Origin of the sequence: Marivirga sp. (genome assembly GCF_035704835.1) — a bacterium.
Classification (GTDB): domain Bacteria; phylum Bacteroidota; class Bacteroidia; order Cytophagales; family Cyclobacteriaceae; genus Marivirga.
Window position 1 is genome coordinate 1 of the sequence record NZ_DASSWQ010000062.1, and the last position, 21,414, is coordinate 21,414.

The following is a 21,414-nucleotide window of genomic DNA, read 5'->3' on the forward strand; positions in this document are numbered from 1 at the left end:
CATAAGGGAGGTCATTCCAGTTGGTAAACCTTATTGCTGGTAGGTTGCTCCTCAGCAGAGCCTACTTCCTCTTCAGATTTACATTCCCAATTTAATACAATATTTGGATAAAAATCACCAACTATTTTTGGCATCATTACCTAATAGGCCTAAAATTAAAAAACCTCACTAAAATCAATTCTAGTGAGGTTTAATTAACAAGGATTTCTAATTACTATTAATTTCCAATAATGTAATAAACCCCAAAGGTTGGAGTAAATGAACTAAATGCAAACGAAATATCATTCGCGACATTAGTTGTTGTAGGATCATTAGTTTCATCTGTGAATGAAAATCTATTATAAGATATTAAGCTGAATTTAAGGTCAAAACCGATTTTTTCAGTTGGAGCATAAAAAATTCCTGGGCTTAGTCCTAAGCTAAACGTTCCATTGCTGCTGATGTCAGCTCTGTTATTTCCGTTTATCCCTGTAGAACTACCAAATCCGATACCTAATGAACCTTCACCATACAAAAACACCTTTTCTCCTAATTCAGCGTAATATCTAACTGCAGGAGTAATAGAGAAGTTAGTGTTTCTGGTGTAAATATCAGCACCTGGGTTGTTTCTAGAAGATGAAAATCCAAAAATACCTCCAAACGAAATATTGTCTGAGATAAAATAATGTACTGCAGGTTGCAATGATATTGTACTTCTATTGGTCGTTTCGCTAGACGAAATACCGAAGCCACCTCCTACAAATAGAGTTCCAGTTCCTATTTGAGAAAACCCTTGTTGAGCAACAATAAGAAAGGTTAAAATTAATAATTTACTTTTCATAATATTTTTAAGTTTAGTTGAACTACAATATTAACAGATATTCTTCAAAATTATATGTGTATGTAATTTTTTATTATAAACAATAAAAAAGCGCAGACCAATTCAATAGTCTGCGCTATAAAATAATTGATAGGTGGAAATAAGTTATCGGACATTAATTCCCAATCCTACCGAAAGAGTATTATATTTTTGAATTGTATAATCAACATTTAGAGCTAATACCCAAAGGATTTTTAAACGAGCACCTACCGTAAATCGGGGGCCACCACTTCCGTCAAAAGCAATGTTAATTGGATCAGTCACTTCATATGTAGTACCAGGCTCTCCTTCAAATTCATAAGTTCCTTTCATAGCGAAGTTGGAGTTTACAATATTAACTCCTAAGCCTGCATAGGGGGTAAAGAACAATAGTTTTTTGGAAATGATCGCTTGAATAGTTGTAGCACTTGCTCCGAATTTTGCAAACTGTCCTGCATTTTCATCAATTTGATAGGTTGAAGAAATTCTATTAAATCCTACTAAACCCGATAAGTCAAAGGGTAAGAGTTTCATTCCGGGAATCCACTGTTTGAAATCATGTTTCACACCAAAACCAAAAGATTGAAAACTTAAATCACCAACATTAATTTGTGGTGTATATCGAATTATTAAGTCAGTATTTTTTACAATTCCAATACCAAGTTGTACCGTTGGAGTAGGTACAGCTATTGGGCCAGGCAATTCTTTTAAACCAAATCCATCTGGAGCCTCTATGGTTTCTTCATATTGAACTGTTTGGCCAGCAGCAATCTCTCTCTCACCACTAATAACAAGTCCTTGGGATGTTTCACCTCCCGTAAATGTTGGCAGCATCGTATTTGATGGGTCTCTCAAAGTAATATTCTCATATTCACTTTGAATGAATTCGAACTGGCTTTCAGAATCAGGAATTATCGCAAAATTTGAAGTTACCGTTAAATCGAATCCGAATGTTTTATGAGGCTTTGCGGTATTGTACCAACCGTTTGCTAATCCATTACCTAAGGATGCTCCAAAAGGATTCATGTAATTTTTAAGGTACGTATTTGCATCTGATAATCCAGAATTCACTACTGCTTCAAAATCACTATTTTGACTTTTTGCATTTTCTAATCCTATTAAAAATAAAAATAATGTCGAACTAATTACTGTAAATATTCTTTTCATATTCTTTAGTTTTAGGGGTACGTGTATAAAAGTATTGAAATTTATTTGAAAAATTAAAATTAAGTTTACTGAAATAAACTGATGAACGTTTTTTTGTTAGTGTTTACAGAATAAAAGTTTTTCACATAATTTTGTCCACTTATACCAAACGTTTGTCTAAGTTCAGCATCATTTAGAAGTTTAATTATTGCTTCCTTCCATTCTTTATCTGTGTTCGCTTCAAAGCCTGCTTCACTTTCTTTCAATAATTTTTTATTCACCCCTACAGATGAAGCAACTATTGGTTTTTTAATCGCCATGTATTGCAATAATTTAAACCCGCATTTTCCTTTGCTCCAAATGTCATTCGTGAGAGGCATGATTCCAAAATCCATTTGGTTTAAATCTTCTATTTCAGATTCTTTATTCCATTTTAAAAAGCGCATATAATTGACATCAAAATTGGGCTTTTGGTTGGAAATTAATAAGAGCTCAAATTCGTATTCTTTTCTTAGTTGATCTAAAACTGGCATCAAAATCTTTAAATAGGGTAGGGTAGAATGAGTTCCTGTCCAGCCAATAACTATTTTATCAGAATTTGAAACCTTTATTTCTTTATGGTATTGCATATCAATAGTGGTGGGATTGATTACAACTTGCTTATTAAGGTTTTGTGCAAATTGAGCTAAATATTCATTTCCACAACTCACTTTATAGCTCCATTTACATATGCTTTTCACTTTAGATTTCCATTTGAACCTGGCTTTCAAACTTCCTTTTTCCGTAGGATCTTCCAGCCAAATGGCATCATCAAAATCATATATTATTCTTTTTCGCCAAATGGAGTGTATTGCCCATTCAAATAAAGGAGGGCCAATCGGTGCAGCTTCTCTATGAATAAAAATAAAACCATAAGGGGCTAGTTTAAATAACAGAAAAAAGCGATTAATGAATGATAGAATCAGCCAAAAGAGCTTTTTAATGCTATTACCAGGTTGGTATAAAATTTTCCAGGCCTTTAAGTTTAGGAAAGGAGCTAATTTAAATTCATATCCTTCTTTTTCTAAGATGGAAAGGTACTGTTCAAATCTGAATCGTTGACTTGGCGCTTCATCAAAAGGGTAGGGGCAAATAAAAAGGATTTTCTTTTTATTCATTTATTCTGGTATCCTGATTTCTCCATTTCCCATAGTCACGCATGAGCCACCTATCATCACGCCAGAAATTTTTCCGCTTTCTTGAATAATCCTCATTTTAACTTGACTTGGTCGACCCATTTCGTACCCTTGTTTTCCAATTGATAATTCACTCAAATCAGCCATATTATAATTGTGTAAATAGCATGCTAAAGGACCATGTGCACTGCCAGTTGCTGGGTCTTCAGGAACGCCAATATGAGGAGCAAACATTCGGCTATGCGATATATATTCTTGGTCTTCAGTTTCTAATGTGAAAGCCATTACTCCTGTTATAAAAATCTCATCCAGTATTTCACCAAATAGCTCACTATTTAATTTAAGCTTTTGAACTGATTCTAAACTTTTAACTGGAACTATCAGAAACGGATTTCCACAATTTACTATTCTGCAAGGAAAATCTTCTTCAATTTCATCTTCTTCAATTGAAAGAAGGGAAGCCACTAATTTTTTATCTTTAAAAGTTTGCTCAAATTTAGGGAGTGGTTGCTCCATTAGTATTTTGGAAATCTCCCCTTCTTGATTTTCGTAATGTACATTGATATTTCCAATGTTTTGTTCTAATAGTAATTCTCCGTCCTTTTTTGGCTTAATCCCTTTTTCTTTCAAAAGGTAATAAGCTGTTCCAACCGTAGGATGACCTGCTGTAGGTAATTCCATTCCTGGCGTGAAAATTCTCATTTTTACATCAGCATCATTACTCGCTTTATTTAAAAATACTGATTCTGATAGGTTTAATTCTTTGGCAATTTTTTGCATCTGTTCTGCAGTCAGTCCATCAGCATTATCAAAAATGGCTAGTGGATTTCCACCAAAAGGCTCAGAAGTAAAAACATCCATTAACTGGAATTTTATTGTATTTCCCATGCCCGAAAATAAGAAAAAAGATTGAAGAAATGTAAATGAGGTGAATTTAGAATGGTATTGAATTCAAAAAAAATGGCTCCACTTCTTTAAAAGAGGAGCCATTTTGTAAAGTTTATGATTTGATTTTATTTGTCATCATTTTTCTTCCCACCACTTGATTTTTTTCCTGAGCTTGTTCCTTTGTCATTTCCTGAAATAGACTCTCTCATATCTGTGTCTGCTTGAATATTTTGCATTCTGTAGTAATCCATAATTCCTAAATTACCATTTTTGAATGATTCAGCAATTGCCTGAGGAACTTGTGCTTCCGCTTCAATTACTTTAGCTCTAGCCTCTTGTGCTTTTGCTCTCATCTCTTGTTCTTCTGCAACAGCCATTGCTCTTCTTTCTTCAGCTTTTGCTTCCGCCACTTTCAAGTCGGCAGATGCTTGGTCAGTTTGAAGTTTTGCTCCAATGTTGGCTCCAACATCCACATCAGCAATATCAATGGAAAGGATTTCAAATGCAGTTCCTGCATCTAATCCTCTTTGCAATACTAATTTTGAAATCTTATCTGGATTTTCCAATACATTTTTATGTGATGCTGCTGAACCGATGGAAGTTACAATACCTTCACCAACCCTTGCTAAAATAGTGTCTTCTCCAGCACCACCTACTAATTGTTGGATGTTGGCTCTTACCGTTACTCTAGCGACTGCAATTAATTGAATTCCATCAGCAGCTACTGCAGCTACTTTAGGAGTGGTAATCACTTTTGGATTTACCGAAATCTGAACTGCTTCGAAAACATCCCTACCAGCCAAATCAATAGCTGTAGCTTGTTTAAAACCCAAAGTGATATTGGCTTTATCTGCCGAAATTAATGCTTTAATTACATTAGGTACATTACCACCAGCCAAATAGTGGGTTTCCAATTCATTGGTGGTGACTTCCAAACCTGCTTTCGTGGCTGTAATCATCGATTCCACAATAATTCTGGGTGGAACCTTTCTGATTCGCATAAAAACCAGCTCGAACAAGCCTACTTTTACACCTGAGAAAATGGCGGTAATCCACAGGTTGATTGGTACAAAATACAGGAATACGAAAAATAAGACTATTCCTGCTATTACAATAAAAATTATCGATGTATCCATATTATTTAATTGGTTCTACAAATATTTTTTTAGAATCTATTCTAGTTATTTTGACTTCTTGTCCTACACCTATCCATTCTCCTTTGCTTCTGACCTCGTAAATCTTGCCAAAAATTTCGGCTTTTCCAATAGGTTTTAAATCAGAAACTGTTTTTCCTTTTTCGCCTACTTGAAAAGTGAAAATATCGTCATCATTTACCTTACTTTGAATACTGGATTTCAGAGAAAATCTATCCCATGAATTTGATTTAAAGCTGTAAATTACTCCAATAATAGTTACGGCAACGGTTCCAGCTGTAGTCCAATAACCTGCTATATTTCCGTAATCATCAAAAACCATAAAAATGCCAACAATAGTTAATAAAAGACCAATAACACCCACAAAAGTAGTTCCTGGTACAAAAATTAGCTCTGCAATAATGAGCAATAAGCCCACGAGTATAAGAAATATAATACCTACCATAAATTGAAATTTAGACTAAAAATAGTTAAAATCAGTAAGCTTTTGCAAAAAGGACTCTTTTATTTGACGGTTTGCCAGAATAAATACATTTGCCGTTTTCCTCCTTTGCATCTAAAGGAATGCATCGAATAGTTGCCTTGGTTTCCTCTTTGATTTTTTCTTCTGTTTCTGCAGTACCGTCCCAGTGAGCACTTATAAATCCACCTGTTTTCTCAAGCTGAGCTTTGAAATCTTCATAATTATCCACTTTGAAGGTGTTTTCTGTTCTGAAATCTTTAGCTTTTTTATAAATATTATCTTGAATTAATTCCAGCGTATCTTCAATTACCGTTTCAATGCTCTCAATATTCACAGTTTGCTTTTCCTTTGTATCTCTTCTCGCCAATTCCACGGTACCGTTTTCCAAATCTCTTGGACCAATAGCAATCCTCAATGGAACACCTTTCAATTCCCATTCCGCAAATTTGAAACCTGGTTTATGAGTATCCCTGTCATCAAATTTGACTGTTATCTTTTTCTTTTTTAAAGATTTTTTAAGATTTTCTGCTACTTCTGCAATTTTGCTTTGTTCTTCATCCGTTTTATAAATTGGAACAATCACTACTTGAATAGGTGCTAATCGTGGAGGTAATACCAATCCTTCATCATCAGAATGAGCCATAACCAAAGCGCCCATCAATCTGGTACTTACTCCCCATGAAGTACCCCAAACGAATTCCTGTTTCCCTTCTTTGGTAGCAAATTTCACATCAAATGCTTTTGCGAAGTTCTGACCTAAAAAATGAGAAGTACCTGCTTGCAATGCTTTTCCATCTTGCATTAAACCTTCAATGCAGTAGGTTTCTAATGCTCCTGCAAATCTCTCGCTTTCTGATTTAAGCCCTTTTATAACAGGTAAAGCCATAAATTCTTCGGCAAATTCAGCATAAACGTTAATCATTCGTTCGGTTTCTTCTTTGGCTTCTTGCTTGGTTGCGTGAGCGGTATGACCTTCTTGCCATAAGAATTCCGCTGTTCTTAAGAATAAACGGGTTCTCATTTCCCATCTGACTACATTGGCCCACTGATTGACCAATAAAGGAAGGTCACGGTAAGATTGCACCCAATTTTTATAAGTATTCCAAATAATTGTTTCCGATGTGGGTCTTACAATAAGTTCTTCTTCCAATTTTGCATCAGGGTCCACCACTATTCCTTTGCCGTTTTCATCGTTTTTTAAACGGTAATGCGTAACTACTGCACATTCTTTAGCAAAACCTTCGACATGGTCAGCCTCTTTACTTAAATAAGATTTTGGGATGAATAATGGGAAATAAGCGTTCTGATGTCCTGTTTCTTTAAACATATCATCTAATTCCCTTTGCATTTTCTCCCATATGGAATAACCATAGGGTTTAATAATCATACAACCTCTAACTGCAGAGTTTTCAGCTAAATCTGCTTTCTTTACTAATTCGTTGTACCATAGTGAGTAATCTTCACTTCTTTTTGGTAATACTTTTGCCATTTTATAAATTTTGGTATGAATTTTGTATCTTTATTTACAGATTATTATTCTAATAAATAATGAAATCAATTTACAATAATAATCGTTGTAAAATTAGAAACTATAAATAAGGTAGCCATGAAAAGTTTAAGCTTTATATTATTATCAAGCATTTTTCTTTTACCAAGTGTTGGATTTTCTCAATCTGATATTCAGGTAGAGAAAGATGATTTATACTTTACTTCAAATGATAGAGAAGTATTGAATAAGAAAATTGCTCTTGAAGAAAAGAGGAGAGCTGAGGAATTGAAAAACGCTGGATATTCATATAATGAATTTGAGAATTCTAATAATTTCGATGATTTTCAGAAAAATGAAAACAAACAAAACGCTCAGTTGAATCAAGCACCCCCTAAGTTAGAAGAGGATTCTGACGAAGGATGGTATTATGATGAAAATGCTGCACAAAGAGGATTGGATCCGAGAACTGGAAATCAGAATGGACAGACACAGATATTTAACTACTATGGTGGTATAAATCCTATGATGTACGGAGGAATGAATCCAATGTATTATGGCGGAATTGATCCTTGGATGTATAGAGGATTTAATGACCCATTTTTATATCGTCCTAGATTTAACGTAGGATTTGGGTTTAATTCTTGGGCAGGTTCTTACTGGTCCATTGGATATGGGAGTGGATTTTACGATCCGTTTTTTGACCCTTATTGGGGAGGTTCATGGGCATATAGAAATGCATGGAGAAGTCCATTTATAGGTTCAAGTTACGCTTGGGGTTTTAACAATGGATATAGAAATGGCTTTTATGACGGATATTATTCTGGATTATATCACAATAATTTTTACGGAAATGAGAGTTATAGAAGAGTAAGATCATATTCCAACAGCCCTAGGATTAGTAGATCTAGTACAAATGCGAGAATTGCAAGTAGTAATTCAAGAAATTCAAATTATAATGTAAGTAGAAATGTTGGAACTGTAAGAAGTAGAAATGCGGTAGCAACATTCGCTGATAATAGGTCATCCAGAACAGCAAGTGTCTCTAATAGAGCTAATAGTAGCAGAACTGCTAGAGTTAGTAATGACAACAACTCCATTTACAGTAGGTCTTCAAGAACTGCGCAGTATGCTCGTGCAGCTTCTGATAATAATGTTAGAAGAGCCTCATATGATGGAAGTCGTTCTAGTTCTGTAGCGAATACTTCTTCAAGATTAAATAGAACAAATTCTACTGACTTAAACAGTGGTAGGTATTATAATAGTGCAAGAACGAATAGGTCTAGTTATTCATCTGGTAGAAGCTCTAGCGACAATAGAAGCGCAACATTTGGAACTAGTTCTAGTAGAAGTGGCTCATATGGAAGGTCTTCAAATTCAAGCAGAAGTAATTCTTATTTTGGCAATTCATCTAGCACCAGTAGAAGCTCCTCTTATGGCAGGTCATCTTCAGGCTCAAGAAGTAGTTCTGTAGGAAGATCATCTTCTTCAAGCAGTAGGTCTTCAGGAGGCACCAGAAGTAGTGGTTCTTCAAGAAGTAGCGGCTCCTCGAGGGGCGGTAGAGGTGGAAATTAAAATTAAAAGCACCTAGTTTAGGTGCTTTTTTTCTGTTCAAAACTTTATTTTTAATTACTTAAGATTAGTAAACTTAAGTCAATTAGTCAGTACTATTAACTTATAACCAATGAAAAAGCTTATATATTTCTTTACAATAATAGGTGCATTTTACTCATTCAATTCATTCTCTCAAGTACCACTTTATACTGCCGATGCGGTCAGATTTAGTCAAACAGATGGGGGTGGAACCGCAAGATTTGTTGGTTTAGGTGGAGCCAACGTCTCTTTAGGAGGAGATATTAGTAGCATTTCTGGTAATCCTGCTGGTTTGGGTTTTTATAATCGCTCGACATGGGCTATATCTCCAGTGTTGAGGATTGGTGAGTTTAGTGCTCAGTATGAGGGTGAGAATTCTCGCAATATGGGAGGAAACTTTCAGATCCCAAATATGGGAATGGTATTTCATAATCGTTTTGAAGAATATGCTGGCTCAAAATGGATATCTGGAACTTTTGGAGTGGCTATCAATCAAAAGCAGAGTTTTTATAATAATATTAATTATAGTGGTACTATAGATCTTAATGCAGATGGTTTTCCATATGATTTCGTAGAGTACATGGCATCTCCATTTTTAATTACGGATGACCAAGGTAATGTTTTCAATAAGCGATATGCAACTGAAGAAGAAATTGAACCTGATTTTTTATCTAACCCTTACAGTAATTTAGCAAGTTTCGTTGGACTTTTAAATATTATTGAAATTGTTGATGAAAATGATAATGTAATTGGATACGAAGTAGATAGATATGATATTAACCAATTATCTCCTGCCCGTCAGCAAGAAAATATTACAACATATAGTGGTTTAACCACTTTGGATTTATCTTATGGTGCTAACTATAATGATGTTTTATTCTTAGGAGCTGCTTTGAATATTAATTTCTTGAATTATCGTCAAGAAAGACAATTTAGAGAAACACCGAATAATGGAATTTTAAATTATATGGAATTGAATGAAGAAACCACCATTTCAGGTGCTGGAGCAGCATTTACCTTCGGAGCGATTTATAAACCTATCAACATATTAAATATTGGTTTTTCATATACTAGCCCAACTTTTATTTCAATTACAGAAACTCAGGAAATTGATATGACTGCAATTTTTCTAGATGGGTCTGGTGGCAATGAAGGTTTAATAAATGAAGTGGATCCTTACAGTATTATGATTCCTCAGAAAGTCTCGGTAGGTGCTACTGCATTTTTATCGAAATATGGCTTCTTAACCGCTGATTTAGAATATGTTGATTATGCTTCTACTCGATATAGTAGTTCAAATGGTGCTTTCGGAGGAGAAATCCCAGATGTTGGAGGAGATTTAGAAAGCACATTTAATTTGAAAGTGGGAGCTGAAGGGAGATGGAATATTTTGAGAGCAAGAGTTGGCTATACTTATTTTGATAATCCATATAACTTAAATTTGGGTACAAATTCAAGTAATTTTAATCAAGACCGACAGTCAATTTCAGGAGGAATTGGGATAATGAGAAAAAATGGGTTCTTCGCTGATGTAACATATAAACTAAGTAGTTTTAATAATCCAGATTTCACAGCCTATCCGGGAAGTGATATTATTAAATCTCAATCGAATATTTCAAGTTTGAGACTAACAATTGGAAAAAGCTTTTAATCTAAGCTTTTTCCATGTTCTTTATTGAAAATTCATCGCAGTTTTGAAGTTGATATTTAGCCTGTGCGTAATATTTTATTCTTTTATTATTTAATTCCTCCAAAGTAATTAAAACTTCATTTTGATTTTTACAATGGCTAAACATAGGTCGCTTATTTCCTTTTGGCTTCCATAATCTTCTAACAATTGTTTCGATAGGAGGATTTAAATGAATTGTTTGTCCTAAATTATTCATCAAATCCATATTATTATTAAAGCAAGGTGTTCCTCCACCTGTAGATAGCATTAAAGCTTTATAGTTGTCAACTAATTTAGTCAGGTAAAATGTTTCCAAATTTCGGAAATATTCTTCTCCTTCTTTTTTGAAAATATCTTTTATGCTTTCCCCTTCATTATTTTCGATAATTTCATCTAAATCAAAGTAGGGTGATTTAGTCTTTTCTGACCAAATTTTACCCCAGTGACTTTTACCACTGCCAGGTAGGCCAACCAAAAAATAACGCATTAATTTAGTTTTTCTGTAATATTATAAGGCTCAGGAACATCATTATAATGCCATTTACCCTTCACTGTACCATTTTCCACTAAAACGAGCCCAGGATTTGACCGAATTATAGTTTTTAAAACAGTGGCATCTGCATAATAAAAATCAGTTTTTATACCTCTTTCAGCTTTTATTCTTAATACTTCCTCAGCAGATGATGAAGTCAAAATTATCGGTTTTATATCTGGGTTGAGCCTGGTGAGTAACTCATTTATATCTATTAATCCGATTGTGTTTGCATTTGAAATATCATAAGCCACAATCCATAGCTTTTTCCCCGTCAAAACTGTTTGAGTTTTATCTCCAGATTCGTTCCAAGTTGCAAAATCAGTGATTTTTGGCGTTGAGGCATCAGGGTTGGTTATTTCATGACCTACTAATTTGTATCCCTCATCTTCTGGCTTGTATTCATATGTTTTAATTTCTTTGCCATCTTTTTCGAAAGTGTATTGAAATTTTGGGTTTTCCTTCGCTTTCATGGCTTCAGGAATGTTAGTGCCTATTTTGTAAGCTCTAAAATCAATAAATGGCAAATGTCTTATAGAATAAATACAAAGTAGAAGACTTATGGCAGTTGTGCATATTACAATTACATTTTTCGGACCAAAGGTACTTTCTTTTATTTTTTTGATATTTAGGTAAAGAAAACCTATCAATATTACTAAAATGATATCTTTAGTAAATGATTGCCAAGGAGTCAACGTAATAGCGTCACCAAAACATCCACAATCGGTAACTTTATTGAAATAAGCAGTATAGAAAGTTAGGAATGTGAAAAACACAATCATAATACTAAGAAGATTCAAAGTGTATCTTACTCTCCACCTTATAATTAAAGCCACTCCTAAAGTCACTTCCAATACATTAAGAATAATTCCGATTACTAAGGCATAGGGCTCAAATACGGAGAAAAAAGGAGCAATGTCACCAGCGAATACAGAGAAATATTCTTCTAACTTGATGGCAGTTCCTACTGGGTCTACTACTTTCACTAAACCACTAAAAATGAATAATCCGCCAACGATGTAACGGACGATATCTATAATTATCTTCATATTAAATTTTTATAGGTTCACTAATTTAATTTCAATATATTCTTGTTATCTATCAAATTTTACTGAAATCCTTCAGTTAGTTTATTTTAGGCATCTTTTAGTTTAATCAAACAAAAAACAGCATAATTAATCATATCTTGATAATTTGCTTTTATTGGCTCAGATATGATGGTTTTACCTAGGTTATCCTCTATTTGTTTCACTCTATACAATTTCATTAAAATAATATCCGTAATAGAGCTTACCCGCATATCTCGCCAAGCTTCACCGTAATCATGATTTTTGTTTAATAATAATTGTAAAGTATCTTCTGCAACTTCTTCATATTTTGGCATTAAATCTTTTCCAGCAATTTCAAGTGGAGCATTTGATGGAAGCGATTCCTGTATTATAGCTATAATTGAATAATTAATGATTCCAATAAATTCATTTTTAATATCTTCCTCAACTTTTTGAGCTCCTTTTTCTTGTATTGATCTAATTCGTTGAGCTTTTATGAATAATTGATCAGTAATGGAAGGTAATCTCAAGATTCTCCAAGCTGTACCATAATCTTTCGTTTTCTTTTCGAAAACATCTTTACACAGCGCAATAACTTGCTTATATTCGCTTTCGGTTTGCGTCATGAACTGTAGGTTTTTATAAAAATTCTAGTTATTAATATATTTGGAAGCGAAAGATAAAGCATTTTCACTTAAAAAAACACTTCTCTTGAAAGGGAACTTGATAGACTTATCTATTCCTAAAGTAATGGGGATTATTAATGCTACTCCAGACTCTTTTTATGATGGAGGAAAAAACATTGACATAGAAAAGGCTGTGCTGGGGGTAGAAAAAATGCTGGAGCAAAATGCGGACTTCATCGATATTGGAGGATATTCAACAAAACCCAATGCTAAAGAGGTTTCAATTGATGAAGAAAGACGAAGAGTAATACCGCTAATCAAAACTTTAATCCGAAAATTTCCGGAAATCGTAATTTCTATAGATACTTTTAGATCTGAAATTGCATATGAAGCCATCGAAGAGGGTGCATCTATTATTAATGATGTTTCTGGAGGAATTTTGGACGAGAAAATGTTCGAAACGGTTGCAAAGCTTAAGGTGCCTTATATTTTAATGCATATGCGTGGAACTCCAACAAGCATGCAAGGTTTAACACAATATGAGCACCTGATTAAGGATGTTATTTTTGAACTTAGTAGGAAAGTTGAAAGGTTGCGATCACTACAGGTGAATGATATTATTATTGATCCTGGATTTGGATTTGCAAAAACCTTGGAGCAGAATTATGAATTGCTTAATAATTTATCCTATTTTGAAGAATTGGAGTGTCCATTGTTAATAGGTATCTCAAGAAAATCCATGATTTATAAAATTTTAGGCAGTGACGCAGCAAATGCACTAAATGGAACAACGGCATTAAATATGGCTGCATTGTTGAGGGGAGCTAATATTTTGAGAGTTCATGATGTAAAAGAAGCAGTAGATACTGTTAAATTGTTTAACCAACTGAAAAATTGATTTTAGGTTTTAACATAGGATTTTTAGAAGTTAGTATAGTAGATATACTAGATATTGGACTTGTTAGTTTTTTACTATTTCAAGTGTATAATCTGATGCGTGGTAGTGTTGCCGTACGGATTTTTGTAGGTTTTTTGTCCCTATACTTAATTTATTTGGTGGTTCGAGCCGCTGAAATGGAATTGCTTTCAGCCATTTTAGGTCAATTTATGGGGGTTGGAGTGATAGCTGTACTTATATTATTTCAACAAGAAATCCGTAAATTTTTATTGCTTTTAGGGAAAACTACTTCCTTTAATTCTGACAATGGATTTTTATCCAACTTGCCTTGGAAAAAGCGCAACAAAAGTGATGAATTTAACATTACTCCTCTAATTGAAGCATCAAAATCATTAGGCGGTACAAATACAGGAGCATTAATTGTCTTGTCAAAAGGATCAGAATTAAAGTTTTATTCTGAATCAGGTGATTTAATTGATGCTATTGTTTCAAAAAGGTTATTGATCTCAATTTTTAATAAAACTAGCCCTTTGCATGACGGAGCGGTAATCATTCATAGAGGTCGAATTACAGCTGCTAGATGCGTTTTACCAGTAACGGAGAAAGATGTGCCTGCCCAATTTGGATTACGTCATAAAGCTGCCATCGGAATGTCAGAAGCAACAGATACCATCATTTTAATTGTTTCAGAAGAAACTGGACAATTATCTGTTGCAAGAAATGGCACCATCTTCCATAATTTATCTAATCAAGAAATTCGATCTAAAATAAATGATTACTTGACTGAGGATAAAAAGAAGAAACCAAAGGATGGTAGAAAAGAAGCTACAGAACAGGAAACTGTTAAATAAAATCAGTTAAGATTTTTTTTTCAAATTTATTTATTGAATTAAATATTTGGTAATCAATTGGTTAAGAGTATTTTACTAAATAATTAAAAATCTTTTTTATATCAGGGGTTACTTTTTTCTGAGTTGTAGTATATACTATTACAAACACAAATTTTATTCATACACCTGTTTAACACGAAAAGCCTTCTTTGAAAAAAGAAGGTTTTTCTTTTTTATACCCTCCTGCTTTTTCATATTTACAATATGGAATTCATAAAAGTAAACACACAATATAAAAAGCATATTGCACTCATTAATTTAAACAGACCCAAGGAACTGAATGCCTTGAATTTGCAATTAATGTCTGAATTAAAAAGTACGCTACAAACGCTGGATGAAGATGAAGATGTTAGAGTTATCATTTTAACAGGAAATGAAAAAGCATTTGCTGCAGGAGCAGATATCAAACAAATGGCTGGAAAAACTGCAATTGACATGCTCAACGTGGATCAGTTTAGCACCTGGGACCAAATCAAGAAAACGAAGAAGCCGCTAATTGCAGCAGTTTCCGGTTTTGCTTTGGGTGGTGGTTGCGAACTGGCCATGACTTGTGACATGATTGTAGCGTCTGAATCTGCTAAATTTGGTCAGCCAGAAATTAAAATAGGAGTGATGCCGGGTGCAGGTGGAACTCAAAGATTAACCAGAGCAATTGGTAAAGCAAAAGCAATGGAATTGGTTTTGACAGGTAATTTTATAAGTGCTGAAGAAGCTTTACATTATGGATTGGTTAATAAAGTGGTTCCAACAGAAATGTATCTGGAAGCAGCAGCTGAATTAGCAGAACAAATAGCTCAAATGTCACCAGTTGCAGCTAAGCTTGCCAAAGAATCTGTAAATAGAGCTTTTGAAACGCACCTTGATGAAGGCTTACATTTCGAACGAAAAAATTTCTACTTAACTTTTGCTTCAGAAGATCAAAAAGAAGGAATGAAAGCATTTGTGGAGAAAAGAAAACCAGAGTTTACCGGTAAGTAGTCTCTATGCGTTATAATTTCTACCCTGGTCCATCTAAAATTTACCCACAAGTTGCTGGGTATTTTGAGCAAGCTATGGAATCAGGAATTTTAGAACGAAATCACAGATCGAGTGCATTTCAGGATTTATTTTCTGAGACAAGAACGCTACTAAAATCTAAATTAAATATCCCTTTAAACTACGCGATTGCAATGGTTTCCTCAGCAACAGAATGCTGGGAAATCATTGCGCAATCTTTCATAGAACGTAAATCTTATCATTTTTTTAATGGTGCTTTTGGTGAGAAATGGTGGAGTTATACCCAAAAAATCCGTCTTCAATCAGAAGCAATATCATTTGGTATAGATGAATTACCAAAACTTCCAACAATTGTAAAGAATGCAGAATTATTAGCATTCACGCACAACGAGACTTCAAACGGCACTTCAATTGATGAAAATTTCCAAAAAGAGGTTCGTACACAATTCCCCAACAGTCTTATATCGTATGATGCCACATCTTCCATGGCTGGTTATGAATTTGATTGGGATTTGGGAGATATCTGGTATGCTTCTGTGCAAAAATGTTTTGGGCTTCCTGCGGGGATGGCTTTGATGGTGGTGAGTCCAAAAGCAATAGAGCGAGCTGTAGAAATTAATGAAAGCAATCATTACAATTCCTTCCATTTTATATTACAAAATGTCCGGAATAATCAAACGCATTATACCCCAAACGTAGCCAATATCTATTTGCTGAACCGATTGATGCAAAGCGTTGAAAATATATCCGCTATTCATCGAAATCTGAAAGAAAGGAAAGCTCTATTTTTTGCTCAACTTGAGAAATTACAAAATTTAAGTTCATTAGTACATTCCACAAAATTTCAGTCCGATACGGTATTTTGTCTTGCGGGAGAGCAAGAATTTATTCAGAAACTTAAACGAGAAGCAGAGAGGGAAGGAATCATCTTAGGGAACGGATATGGTCAATGGAAAGAAAATACAATTCGGATAGCTAATTTCCCTGCTATTCCTAATCAACACTATATAGATTTAATTAAATTCCTAAGTCATTTCTGAAAAAGAGATTGAAAGCTGATTTTCTTATTGTACTTTTGCGCAAATTTTAACGATATGCTTAATTTTAAAGAAATAATTTCTGTTTCGCTCATCTTATTTTCAGTAATTGATATTTTAGGTTCTGTACCTATTGTGATTGATTTGAGAAAGAAACTCGGTCATGTACAATCAGGAAAAGCAACCATAGTTGCAGGTATAATTATGATTGTATTCCTGTTTTTAGGAGAATCCATTTTAAAACTTTTTGGAATAGATGTAGCCTCTTTTGCCATTGCAGGTGCGATAGTAATGTTTTTAATTGGGATGGAAATGGTGTTGGGGATTGTCTTATTTAAACATGAAGAAGCTTCTGCTAGCAGTGCTTCTATTATGCCGATAGCTTTTCCACTTATTGCAGGTGCTGGAACCATGACTACTTTAATTTCTTTAAAAGCCGAATATCAAACATGGAATATAATTATTGGAGTAGTCATTAATCTTATTTTGGTTTTTATAGTCCTTAAAACCTGCGGTTGGTTGGAGAGAAAAATAGGGCAGGCAGGATTTAGTATATTGCGAAAAGTATTTGGAATTATTTTATTGGCGATTTCTATCAAACTATTTAAAAATTTCTTTTAAACGCTATTTAATGCAGATAAATGGATTTTGATGGTTTTGATACGTTTGTTGTAAAATTCCAACCTTAAATTTTTGTGTAACTTAATTCTAAAATCAACTAATGATTACCATTTATACAGACGGCTCAGCATTAGGAAACCCTGGTCCTGGTGGCTACGGAATAGTGTTGCGATTTGGAGATAAAGTGAAAGAAATTTCTGGCGGATTTCGTAATACTACAAATAATCGAATGGAGTTATTGGCCATTGTAGAGGCATTAAAAAGCTTGAAAACCAAAAAATATCCTATTCATATTTATAGTGATTCAAAATATGTAATAGATTCTATCACCAAAGGTTGGCTTTCCGGTTGGGTAAAAAAAGGCTTTAAAGGCAAGAAAAATGTAGACCTATGGAAACAATATTTACAGGTGTCGAAAGGTTATGACTTAAATTTTCATTGGGTAAAAGGCCATGCAGGGAATCCTGATAATGAACGATGTGATAGACTTGCGGTAGCTAAAGCTGAAAATGGTCCGCACCTAATTGATGAGGGATTCGAAAATAGGACATCGGATTCTGATTTATTTCGTTAAAAAACTGAGTCACTAAAAATTAAAATTCATGAAAAGATTAAAGTTATTCATTTTACTATTTGGATTAGTAGGTATCTCTTCAGCTTTTAGTCAAGATTACAAATCAGCTATAGGTGTAAGAGGTGGATTCCCGACAGCTATTACAGGGAAACATTTTATTAATAAAACAGATGCCTTGGAAGGTCTTTTGTCTGGATATGGTGGAGGTTTTGAATTTACAGGACTTTACGAAAAACATGCTAATGCATTTGATATTCCCTATTTGAATTGGTACTACGGAGCTGGTTTTCACATAGGATTCTTTGATGACACTATAAATCGTCCAAACTATTATCTTGAAAACAGAGGAACTGGTTTTACGGTTGGTGCAGACGGTATTTTAGGATTAGAATATACTTTGACAGAAATCCCATTTGTAATAGGAATCGATTTTAAACCTGCCATAGACTTAGCACCTGAACCTAGATTATTTTATGGTGGTGGTGTATCTTTTAGGTTTTACTTTTAGAAAATAGAAATTGTCTGTTTTTAGATTTAAACAGTTTTCAGTAGAGCAGAAGCAAAGTCCTGCTAAAATCACCACAGATGCTACAGTTTTTGCCTCTGCTCTACAAGTTTCACCTTCAGCTCGCCATGCTTTGGAAATTGGAACGGGCACTGGTGTTCTTTCCTTAATGCTTGCCCAACGATTCCCAGATATTAAAATTGATGCTTTAGAAATTAATCCAGAAGCATACAAGGAAGCAAATTATAATTTTAATAATTCCAAGTGGAAGCACAGATTAACAGTAGATTTGAAGGATTTCAACCACTTTGTTTCTGAAAAAAAGTATGATTTGATTTTCTCAAATCCACCATTTTTTCAAAATAATCTACAATCTGAACTAAATCACGGAAGAAATATTGCCTATCATACCAATACACTTTCTTTTGAAGCGCTAGCTAAAGGAATTGAAATGAATTTAGTGAGTGATGGTGAGGCGCAAATAATGCTTCCCGTTTATGAAATGTCATTATTGGAAAATGAGATGAAGAAGCTAGGATTTAATACGGTTAAAAACACTGAATTAAGACATCAAATCGATAGTAAAGTAATACGGCTTTTTTATGGGTTTGAAAAGGGAGAAGTTAACAGGGAAACAAAAATTGAAAAGATATATATAAGGGATGAAAATAATGATTTCCATCCCTCTTACATAAATTTAATGAAAGATTTCTTGACAATATTTTAGTTTTTAAAATAGAACCTGTCAGTCTTTTTAATCTTCCAGTAATGCATATTTTAAAAAAATAAATCAGTCCTTAAGTTCTTCAGTATTTTCATTAAAATGTATTCCAAGGCTATTCAGTTCCTTTAAAATAGGCTCATAAATTTCTTTTTTGATTGGGATTTGAACTCCTCGCAATTTGATCGTATCATTTAGAATGTTTTTAACCGCGATACCTAAAGGCCACCCCACAGTTTTAGACATTGCTGTTTCCATTTGGTCATCTCCTTTGGAAACAATTGAAGAATCTAATCTATACTTTTTATCACCTAGTTCATATTCAAATTGATGTTGCATGACAATCATATCTTTATCTCCCAAATCTAGACTCATTTTTTCTTCCATAATGGCTTGCATTACTTCAGCTGGGCTTCCTTTAGTGATTGGAACCTTTTTATCTTCAAAAATTCCAAGCCATTCTATTTTTTTGAATGTCTCAGAATCTCTTTTGATTTTGAGATTGAAACATAATTTATCCTCAACTGCTTCAGTTTTATTATAAGGTAAAAAAGCATTAATAAAATCTCTTTTACTCATGTTGGACAAGCCTTCCATTTTATAGGAGTCATCAGTTACGCCTAGTTGTACAAAAACGTTCCAAGCATCACAAAAACCCGCTTTTCTGAAAGTTCCTCTAATTAAAGTAGGGATTTCTTCAATACCGTAAATGCTTCTGTATTGTAAAGAATTTCGATTCGGATATCCTTCAAAATCTCCCAATCCATTCACTTCAATGGTTTCATATCTGGTGAATAATTTATGGTATGGAATGTATTTGTATTTCCCATTTCTGATGAATTGAGCCGTTCCTTGTCCTGCCAATACTACATTTCTTGGATTCCAGGTGAATTTATAATGCCAAGGATTATTATCGCTTTCTGGTGCAACCAATCCACCCGTATAAGATTTAAAGGAAGTCAGTTTACCCCCTTTTTCTCGGATATTGTCCATAGCTTCCATTGCGGTCATATGGTCAATTCCAGGGTCTAATCCACATTCCATCAGAATGATTATGTTTTTACTTTTGGCTATATCTGACAAATCTTCTACATCAGGACTATTATAAGAGGCCGTGACCATATGTTTACCTAAATCCACACAGGCGGATGCTACTTTTGGATGAAATCGAGCGGGAAGCATCGAAATAACTAAATCAGCTTTTGCGATTTCATCTTTAGTTTGAATTTCATTTAAAATGTCAAATTGGACGAAAGAGGTGTTAGGGTGATTTCCAGCTTTATCTTGAGCAAGTCTAAGATCAAAATCTCCTATTTTAATATGCCAATTTTCTGCTTCAGCATGGTTTTTAAGATAGGTTATAAGTGAGCTAGCTGACCTTCCTGCGCCTAATAATAAAATATTTTGCATGTTTTTTTAAGTTTCCAGTTTGGACAAAGTTATAAATATCAATTCCGTAAAAAACTGAGAGATAAAAAAATTAGTCGAAAAACATGAAATGTCTAACAATTTATAAGAACAGGTCTTTATTATTGCAGTTATAATTTATTAATCTTAATATTAAAGACAATTAAAAAATCTTCAATTCTTTCTTTAACTAGGCTGATGGATTTTAGAAACTTTTAGATAAAACATACATGCAGCATGTTTTTCCATTTGATTTTTATTAATTGAAAGATTAAAATGATTTTAAGTAGAATTGATGCATAACCCACATGAATAGACAGGATATAGAAATATCGGATTTGAGGCGCATAACGGAATTGGTAAAGGAGCAATATAAATATGACTTTACGAATTATGCGATGTCCTCTTTTCGAAGAAGGATACTTCGAATTATGGAGCTCTATAAATTCGGGTCTGCTGATTTATTAATCAAAAGGTTAAAAGATGATAAGTCTTTTTTTGATGAATTTATAGCAGAAATCACTGTGAATGTAACAGAAATGTTTCGTGACCCTCCGTTTTGGCGAGAGTTACGAGACAACGTCATTCCAAATATTTTATTAAATCATAATACCATCAGTATATGGCATGCTGGATGTTCTTCTGGAGAGGAAGTATTTTCAATGACGATTTTACTCAAAGAAATGGGCATTCTGGACAAAGCCAAAATAATTGCGACTGATATTGATAAAGTCATTTTAGATAAAGCCAAGAAAGGGCATTACTCCATGAAAAATATGGAGCTAAATGAGAAGAACTACATCCGATTTGAGGGTAAGAATAATTTTAAGGACTACTTTAAAGAGGAAAATGGAAAAGCAGTAATGGATAAAGGGCTGGTTCAGAATGTGTCATTTCGTGAGCATGACCTGGTTCAAGGAGTAGTCTTCAACAAATTTGATTTAATCTTGTGCAGAAACGTGATGATTTACTTCAATCAAAACCTACAAAATGAGGTATTAAAGAAACATCACGAAAGCCTCTTCAAATATGGATATTTGGTAATTGGGTCGAAAGAATCTTTAATATGGTGCGAAATTGCCAATAAATTCATCGTAGTAAATAATGAGGAAAAAATTTACAAAAAAATTAAAGACTGAGGTCTGT

Annotated in this window: 23 protein-coding genes; 11 read left to right on the top strand and 12 right to left on the bottom strand. The window is 33.9% G+C overall.

Annotation, left to right across the window (positions count from 1 at the left end; translation table 11 throughout):
• Positions 1 to 11: 11 nt before the first annotated feature.
• The 8 genes from VFM92_RS09460 to proS form a co-directional block, all read right to left on the bottom strand.
• Complete coding sequence (locus tag VFM92_RS09460) at positions 12 to 137, bottom strand: hypothetical protein (protein WP_325121132.1); 126 nt, start codon at positions 135 to 137, stop codon at positions 12 to 14.
• Positions 138 to 217: 80 nt separating this feature from the next.
• Positions 218 to 820 (bottom strand): outer membrane beta-barrel protein, encoded by a 603-nt coding sequence (locus VFM92_RS09465; protein WP_325121971.1) that lies wholly within the window; start codon positions 818 to 820, stop codon positions 218 to 220.
• Positions 821 to 964: 144 nt separating this feature from the next.
• Positions 965 to 2,005, bottom strand: a complete 1,041-nt coding sequence (locus VFM92_RS09470) for a DUF6588 family protein (protein WP_325121972.1) — start codon at positions 2,003 to 2,005, stop codon at positions 965 to 967.
• A 65-nt stretch (positions 2,006 to 2,070) separates the two neighbouring features.
• Positions 2,071 to 3,141, bottom strand: a complete 1,071-nt coding sequence (locus tag VFM92_RS09475) for a glycosyltransferase (protein ID WP_325121973.1) — start codon at positions 3,139 to 3,141, stop codon at positions 2,071 to 2,073.
• On the bottom strand, positions 3,142 to 4,047 hold the full coding sequence (locus VFM92_RS09480; RefSeq protein ID WP_325121974.1) for a PhzF family phenazine biosynthesis protein: 906 nt from the start codon (positions 4,045 to 4,047) through the stop codon (positions 3,142 to 3,144).
• Positions 4,048 to 4,172: 125 nt separating this feature from the next.
• Entirely contained in the window at positions 4,173 to 5,183 is a 1,011-nt protein-coding gene (gene floA / locus VFM92_RS09485; RefSeq protein WP_325121975.1) for a flotillin-like protein FloA, read from the bottom strand.
• A 1-nt stretch (position 5,184) separates the two neighbouring features.
• Positions 5,185 to 5,646, bottom strand: coding sequence for an NfeD family protein (locus VFM92_RS09490; RefSeq protein WP_325121976.1), 462 nt, complete (start codon positions 5,644 to 5,646; stop codon positions 5,185 to 5,187).
• Between the two features lie 31 nt (positions 5,647 to 5,677).
• The gene (proS, locus tag VFM92_RS09495) at positions 5,678 to 7,153 is read right to left on the bottom strand and encodes a proline--tRNA ligase (protein ID WP_325121977.1); all 1,476 of its coding nucleotides are present in this window, start codon (positions 7,151 to 7,153) and stop codon (positions 5,678 to 5,680) included.
• Positions 7,154 to 7,270: 117 nt separating this feature from the next.
• Here proS and VFM92_RS09500 point away from each other — a divergent pair, with 117 nt between their 5' ends.
• Positions 7,271 to 8,725: a hypothetical protein gene (locus VFM92_RS09500; RefSeq protein ID WP_325121978.1), complete on the top strand. Its 1,455-nt coding sequence runs from the start codon at positions 7,271 to 7,273 to the stop codon at positions 8,723 to 8,725.
• Positions 8,726 to 8,834: 109 nt separating this feature from the next.
• Positions 8,835 to 10,394 (top strand): hypothetical protein, encoded by a 1,560-nt coding sequence (locus VFM92_RS09505; protein ID WP_325121979.1) that lies wholly within the window; start codon positions 8,835 to 8,837, stop codon positions 10,392 to 10,394.
• A gap of 1 nt (position 10,395) precedes the next feature.
• Here the strand turns inward: VFM92_RS09505 and VFM92_RS09510 are convergent, their stop codons facing one another.
• The 3 genes from VFM92_RS09510 to VFM92_RS09520 form a co-directional block, all read right to left on the bottom strand.
• Complete coding sequence (locus VFM92_RS09510; RefSeq protein WP_325121980.1) at positions 10,396 to 10,899, bottom strand: shikimate kinase; 504 nt, start codon at positions 10,897 to 10,899, stop codon at positions 10,396 to 10,398.
• Complete coding sequence (locus VFM92_RS09515) at positions 10,899 to 11,993, bottom strand: BT_3928 family protein (RefSeq protein ID WP_325121981.1); 1,095 nt, start codon at positions 11,991 to 11,993, stop codon at positions 10,899 to 10,901. Before VFM92_RS09515 ends, VFM92_RS09510 begins: the two co-directional genes overlap by 1 nt.
• 86 nt (positions 11,994 to 12,079) lie before the next feature.
• Positions 12,080 to 12,619, bottom strand: coding sequence for a DUF1599 domain-containing protein (locus VFM92_RS09520; protein ID WP_325121982.1), 540 nt, complete (start codon positions 12,617 to 12,619; stop codon positions 12,080 to 12,082).
• An 85-nt stretch (positions 12,620 to 12,704) separates the two neighbouring features.
• Between VFM92_RS09520 and folP the strand changes: the two genes are divergently transcribed.
• The 8 genes from folP to VFM92_RS09560 all read left to right on the top strand — a co-directional run bounded on the left by folP (position 12,705) and on the right by VFM92_RS09560 (position 18,867).
• The gene (folP, locus tag VFM92_RS09525; RefSeq protein WP_325121983.1) at positions 12,705 to 13,517 is read left to right on the top strand and encodes a dihydropteroate synthase; all 813 of its coding nucleotides are present in this window, start codon (positions 12,705 to 12,707) and stop codon (positions 13,515 to 13,517) included.
• Entirely contained in the window at positions 13,514 to 14,368 is an 855-nt protein-coding gene (cdaA, locus tag VFM92_RS09530) for a diadenylate cyclase CdaA (RefSeq protein ID WP_325121984.1), read from the top strand. Before folP ends, cdaA begins: the two co-directional genes overlap by 4 nt.
• A gap of 243 nt (positions 14,369 to 14,611) precedes the next feature.
• Positions 14,612 to 15,385, top strand: coding sequence for an enoyl-CoA hydratase-related protein (locus VFM92_RS09535; protein WP_325121985.1), 774 nt, complete (start codon positions 14,612 to 14,614; stop codon positions 15,383 to 15,385).
• Between the two features lie 5 nt (positions 15,386 to 15,390).
• Positions 15,391 to 16,443 carry an aminotransferase class V-fold PLP-dependent enzyme gene (locus VFM92_RS09540; protein ID WP_325121986.1) on the top strand — a complete coding sequence of 351 codons (1,053 nt, stop codon included), beginning with the start codon at positions 15,391 to 15,393 and terminating at the stop codon, positions 16,441 to 16,443.
• Between the two features lie 54 nt (positions 16,444 to 16,497).
• On the top strand, positions 16,498 to 17,061 hold the full coding sequence (locus VFM92_RS09545) for a MarC family protein (protein ID WP_325121987.1): 564 nt from the start codon (positions 16,498 to 16,500) through the stop codon (positions 17,059 to 17,061).
• 100 nt (positions 17,062 to 17,161) lie between these two features.
• Positions 17,162 to 17,635, top strand: a complete 474-nt coding sequence (gene rnhA / locus VFM92_RS09550) for a ribonuclease HI (protein WP_325121988.1) — start codon at positions 17,162 to 17,164, stop codon at positions 17,633 to 17,635.
• A gap of 28 nt (positions 17,636 to 17,663) precedes the next feature.
• Positions 17,664 to 18,143, top strand: a complete 480-nt coding sequence (locus tag VFM92_RS09555) for a hypothetical protein (protein ID WP_325121989.1) — start codon at positions 17,664 to 17,666, stop codon at positions 18,141 to 18,143.
• Between the two features lie 10 nt (positions 18,144 to 18,153).
• The gene (locus VFM92_RS09560) at positions 18,154 to 18,867 is read left to right on the top strand and encodes a tRNA1(Val) (adenine(37)-N6)-methyltransferase (protein ID WP_325121990.1); all 714 of its coding nucleotides are present in this window, start codon (positions 18,154 to 18,156) and stop codon (positions 18,865 to 18,867) included.
• A 63-nt stretch (positions 18,868 to 18,930) separates the two neighbouring features.
• On the opposite strand, the gene VFM92_RS09565 is transcribed toward VFM92_RS09560, so the two are convergent.
• Entirely contained in the window at positions 18,931 to 20,271 is a 1,341-nt protein-coding gene (locus tag VFM92_RS09565; RefSeq protein WP_325121991.1) for a saccharopine dehydrogenase family protein, read from the bottom strand.
• Positions 20,272 to 20,576: 305 nt separating this feature from the next.
• On the opposite strand from VFM92_RS09565, the gene VFM92_RS09570 reads away from it, so the two are divergent.
• Positions 20,577 to 21,407, top strand: a complete 831-nt coding sequence (locus VFM92_RS09570; RefSeq protein ID WP_325121992.1) for a protein-glutamate O-methyltransferase CheR — start codon at positions 20,577 to 20,579, stop codon at positions 21,405 to 21,407.
• Positions 21,408 to 21,414: the final 7 nt, after the last annotated feature.

What these genes read in the sequence shown, in the direction of transcription:
- VFM92_RS09460 (WP_325121132.1), bottom strand. Translation starts at nt 137, where the DNA reads ATGATGCCAAAAATAGTTGGTGATTTTTATCCAAATATTGTATTAAAT.
- VFM92_RS09465 (WP_325121971.1), bottom strand. Translation starts at nt 820, where the DNA reads ATGAAAAGTAAATTATTAATTTTAACCTTTCTTATTGTTGCTCAACAA.
- VFM92_RS09470 (WP_325121972.1), bottom strand. Translation starts at nt 2,005, where the DNA reads ATGAAAAGAATATTTACAGTAATTAGTTCGACATTATTTTTATTTTTA.
- VFM92_RS09475 (WP_325121973.1), bottom strand. Translation starts at nt 3,141, where the DNA reads ATGAATAAAAAGAAAATCCTTTTTATTTGCCCCTACCCTTTTGATGAA.
- VFM92_RS09480 (WP_325121974.1), bottom strand. Translation starts at nt 4,047, where the DNA reads ATGGGAAATACAATAAAATTCCAGTTAATGGATGTTTTTACTTCTGAG.
- floA (WP_325121975.1), bottom strand. Translation starts at nt 5,183, where the DNA reads ATGGATACATCGATAATTTTTATTGTAATAGCAGGAATAGTCTTATTT.
- VFM92_RS09490 (WP_325121976.1), bottom strand. Translation starts at nt 5,646, where the DNA reads ATGGTAGGTATTATATTTCTTATACTCGTGGGCTTATTGCTCATTATT.
- proS (WP_325121977.1), bottom strand. Translation starts at nt 7,153, where the DNA reads ATGGCAAAAGTATTACCAAAAAGAAGTGAAGATTACTCACTATGGTAC.
- VFM92_RS09500 (WP_325121978.1), top strand. Translation starts at nt 7,271, where the DNA reads ATGAAAAGTTTAAGCTTTATATTATTATCAAGCATTTTTCTTTTACCA.
- VFM92_RS09505 (WP_325121979.1), top strand. Translation starts at nt 8,835, where the DNA reads ATGAAAAAGCTTATATATTTCTTTACAATAATAGGTGCATTTTACTCA.
- VFM92_RS09510 (WP_325121980.1), bottom strand. Translation starts at nt 10,899, where the DNA reads ATGCGTTATTTTTTGGTTGGCCTACCTGGCAGTGGTAAAAGTCACTGG.
- VFM92_RS09515 (WP_325121981.1), bottom strand. Translation starts at nt 11,993, where the DNA reads ATGAAGATAATTATAGATATCGTCCGTTACATCGTTGGCGGATTATTC.
- VFM92_RS09520 (WP_325121982.1), bottom strand. Translation starts at nt 12,619, where the DNA reads ATGACGCAAACCGAAAGCGAATATAAGCAAGTTATTGCGCTGTGTAAA.
- VFM92_RS09535 (WP_325121985.1), top strand. Translation starts at nt 14,612, where the DNA reads ATGGAATTCATAAAAGTAAACACACAATATAAAAAGCATATTGCACTC.
- VFM92_RS09540 (WP_325121986.1), top strand. Translation starts at nt 15,391, where the DNA reads ATGCGTTATAATTTCTACCCTGGTCCATCTAAAATTTACCCACAAGTT.
- VFM92_RS09545 (WP_325121987.1), top strand. Translation starts at nt 16,498, where the DNA reads ATGCTTAATTTTAAAGAAATAATTTCTGTTTCGCTCATCTTATTTTCA.
- rnhA (WP_325121988.1), top strand. Translation starts at nt 17,162, where the DNA reads ATGATTACCATTTATACAGACGGCTCAGCATTAGGAAACCCTGGTCCT.
- VFM92_RS09555 (WP_325121989.1), top strand. Translation starts at nt 17,664, where the DNA reads ATGAAAAGATTAAAGTTATTCATTTTACTATTTGGATTAGTAGGTATC.
- VFM92_RS09565 (WP_325121991.1), bottom strand. Translation starts at nt 20,271, where the DNA reads ATGCAAAATATTTTATTATTAGGCGCAGGAAGGTCAGCTAGCTCACTT.
- VFM92_RS09570 (WP_325121992.1), top strand. Translation starts at nt 20,577, where the DNA reads ATGAATAGACAGGATATAGAAATATCGGATTTGAGGCGCATAACGGAA.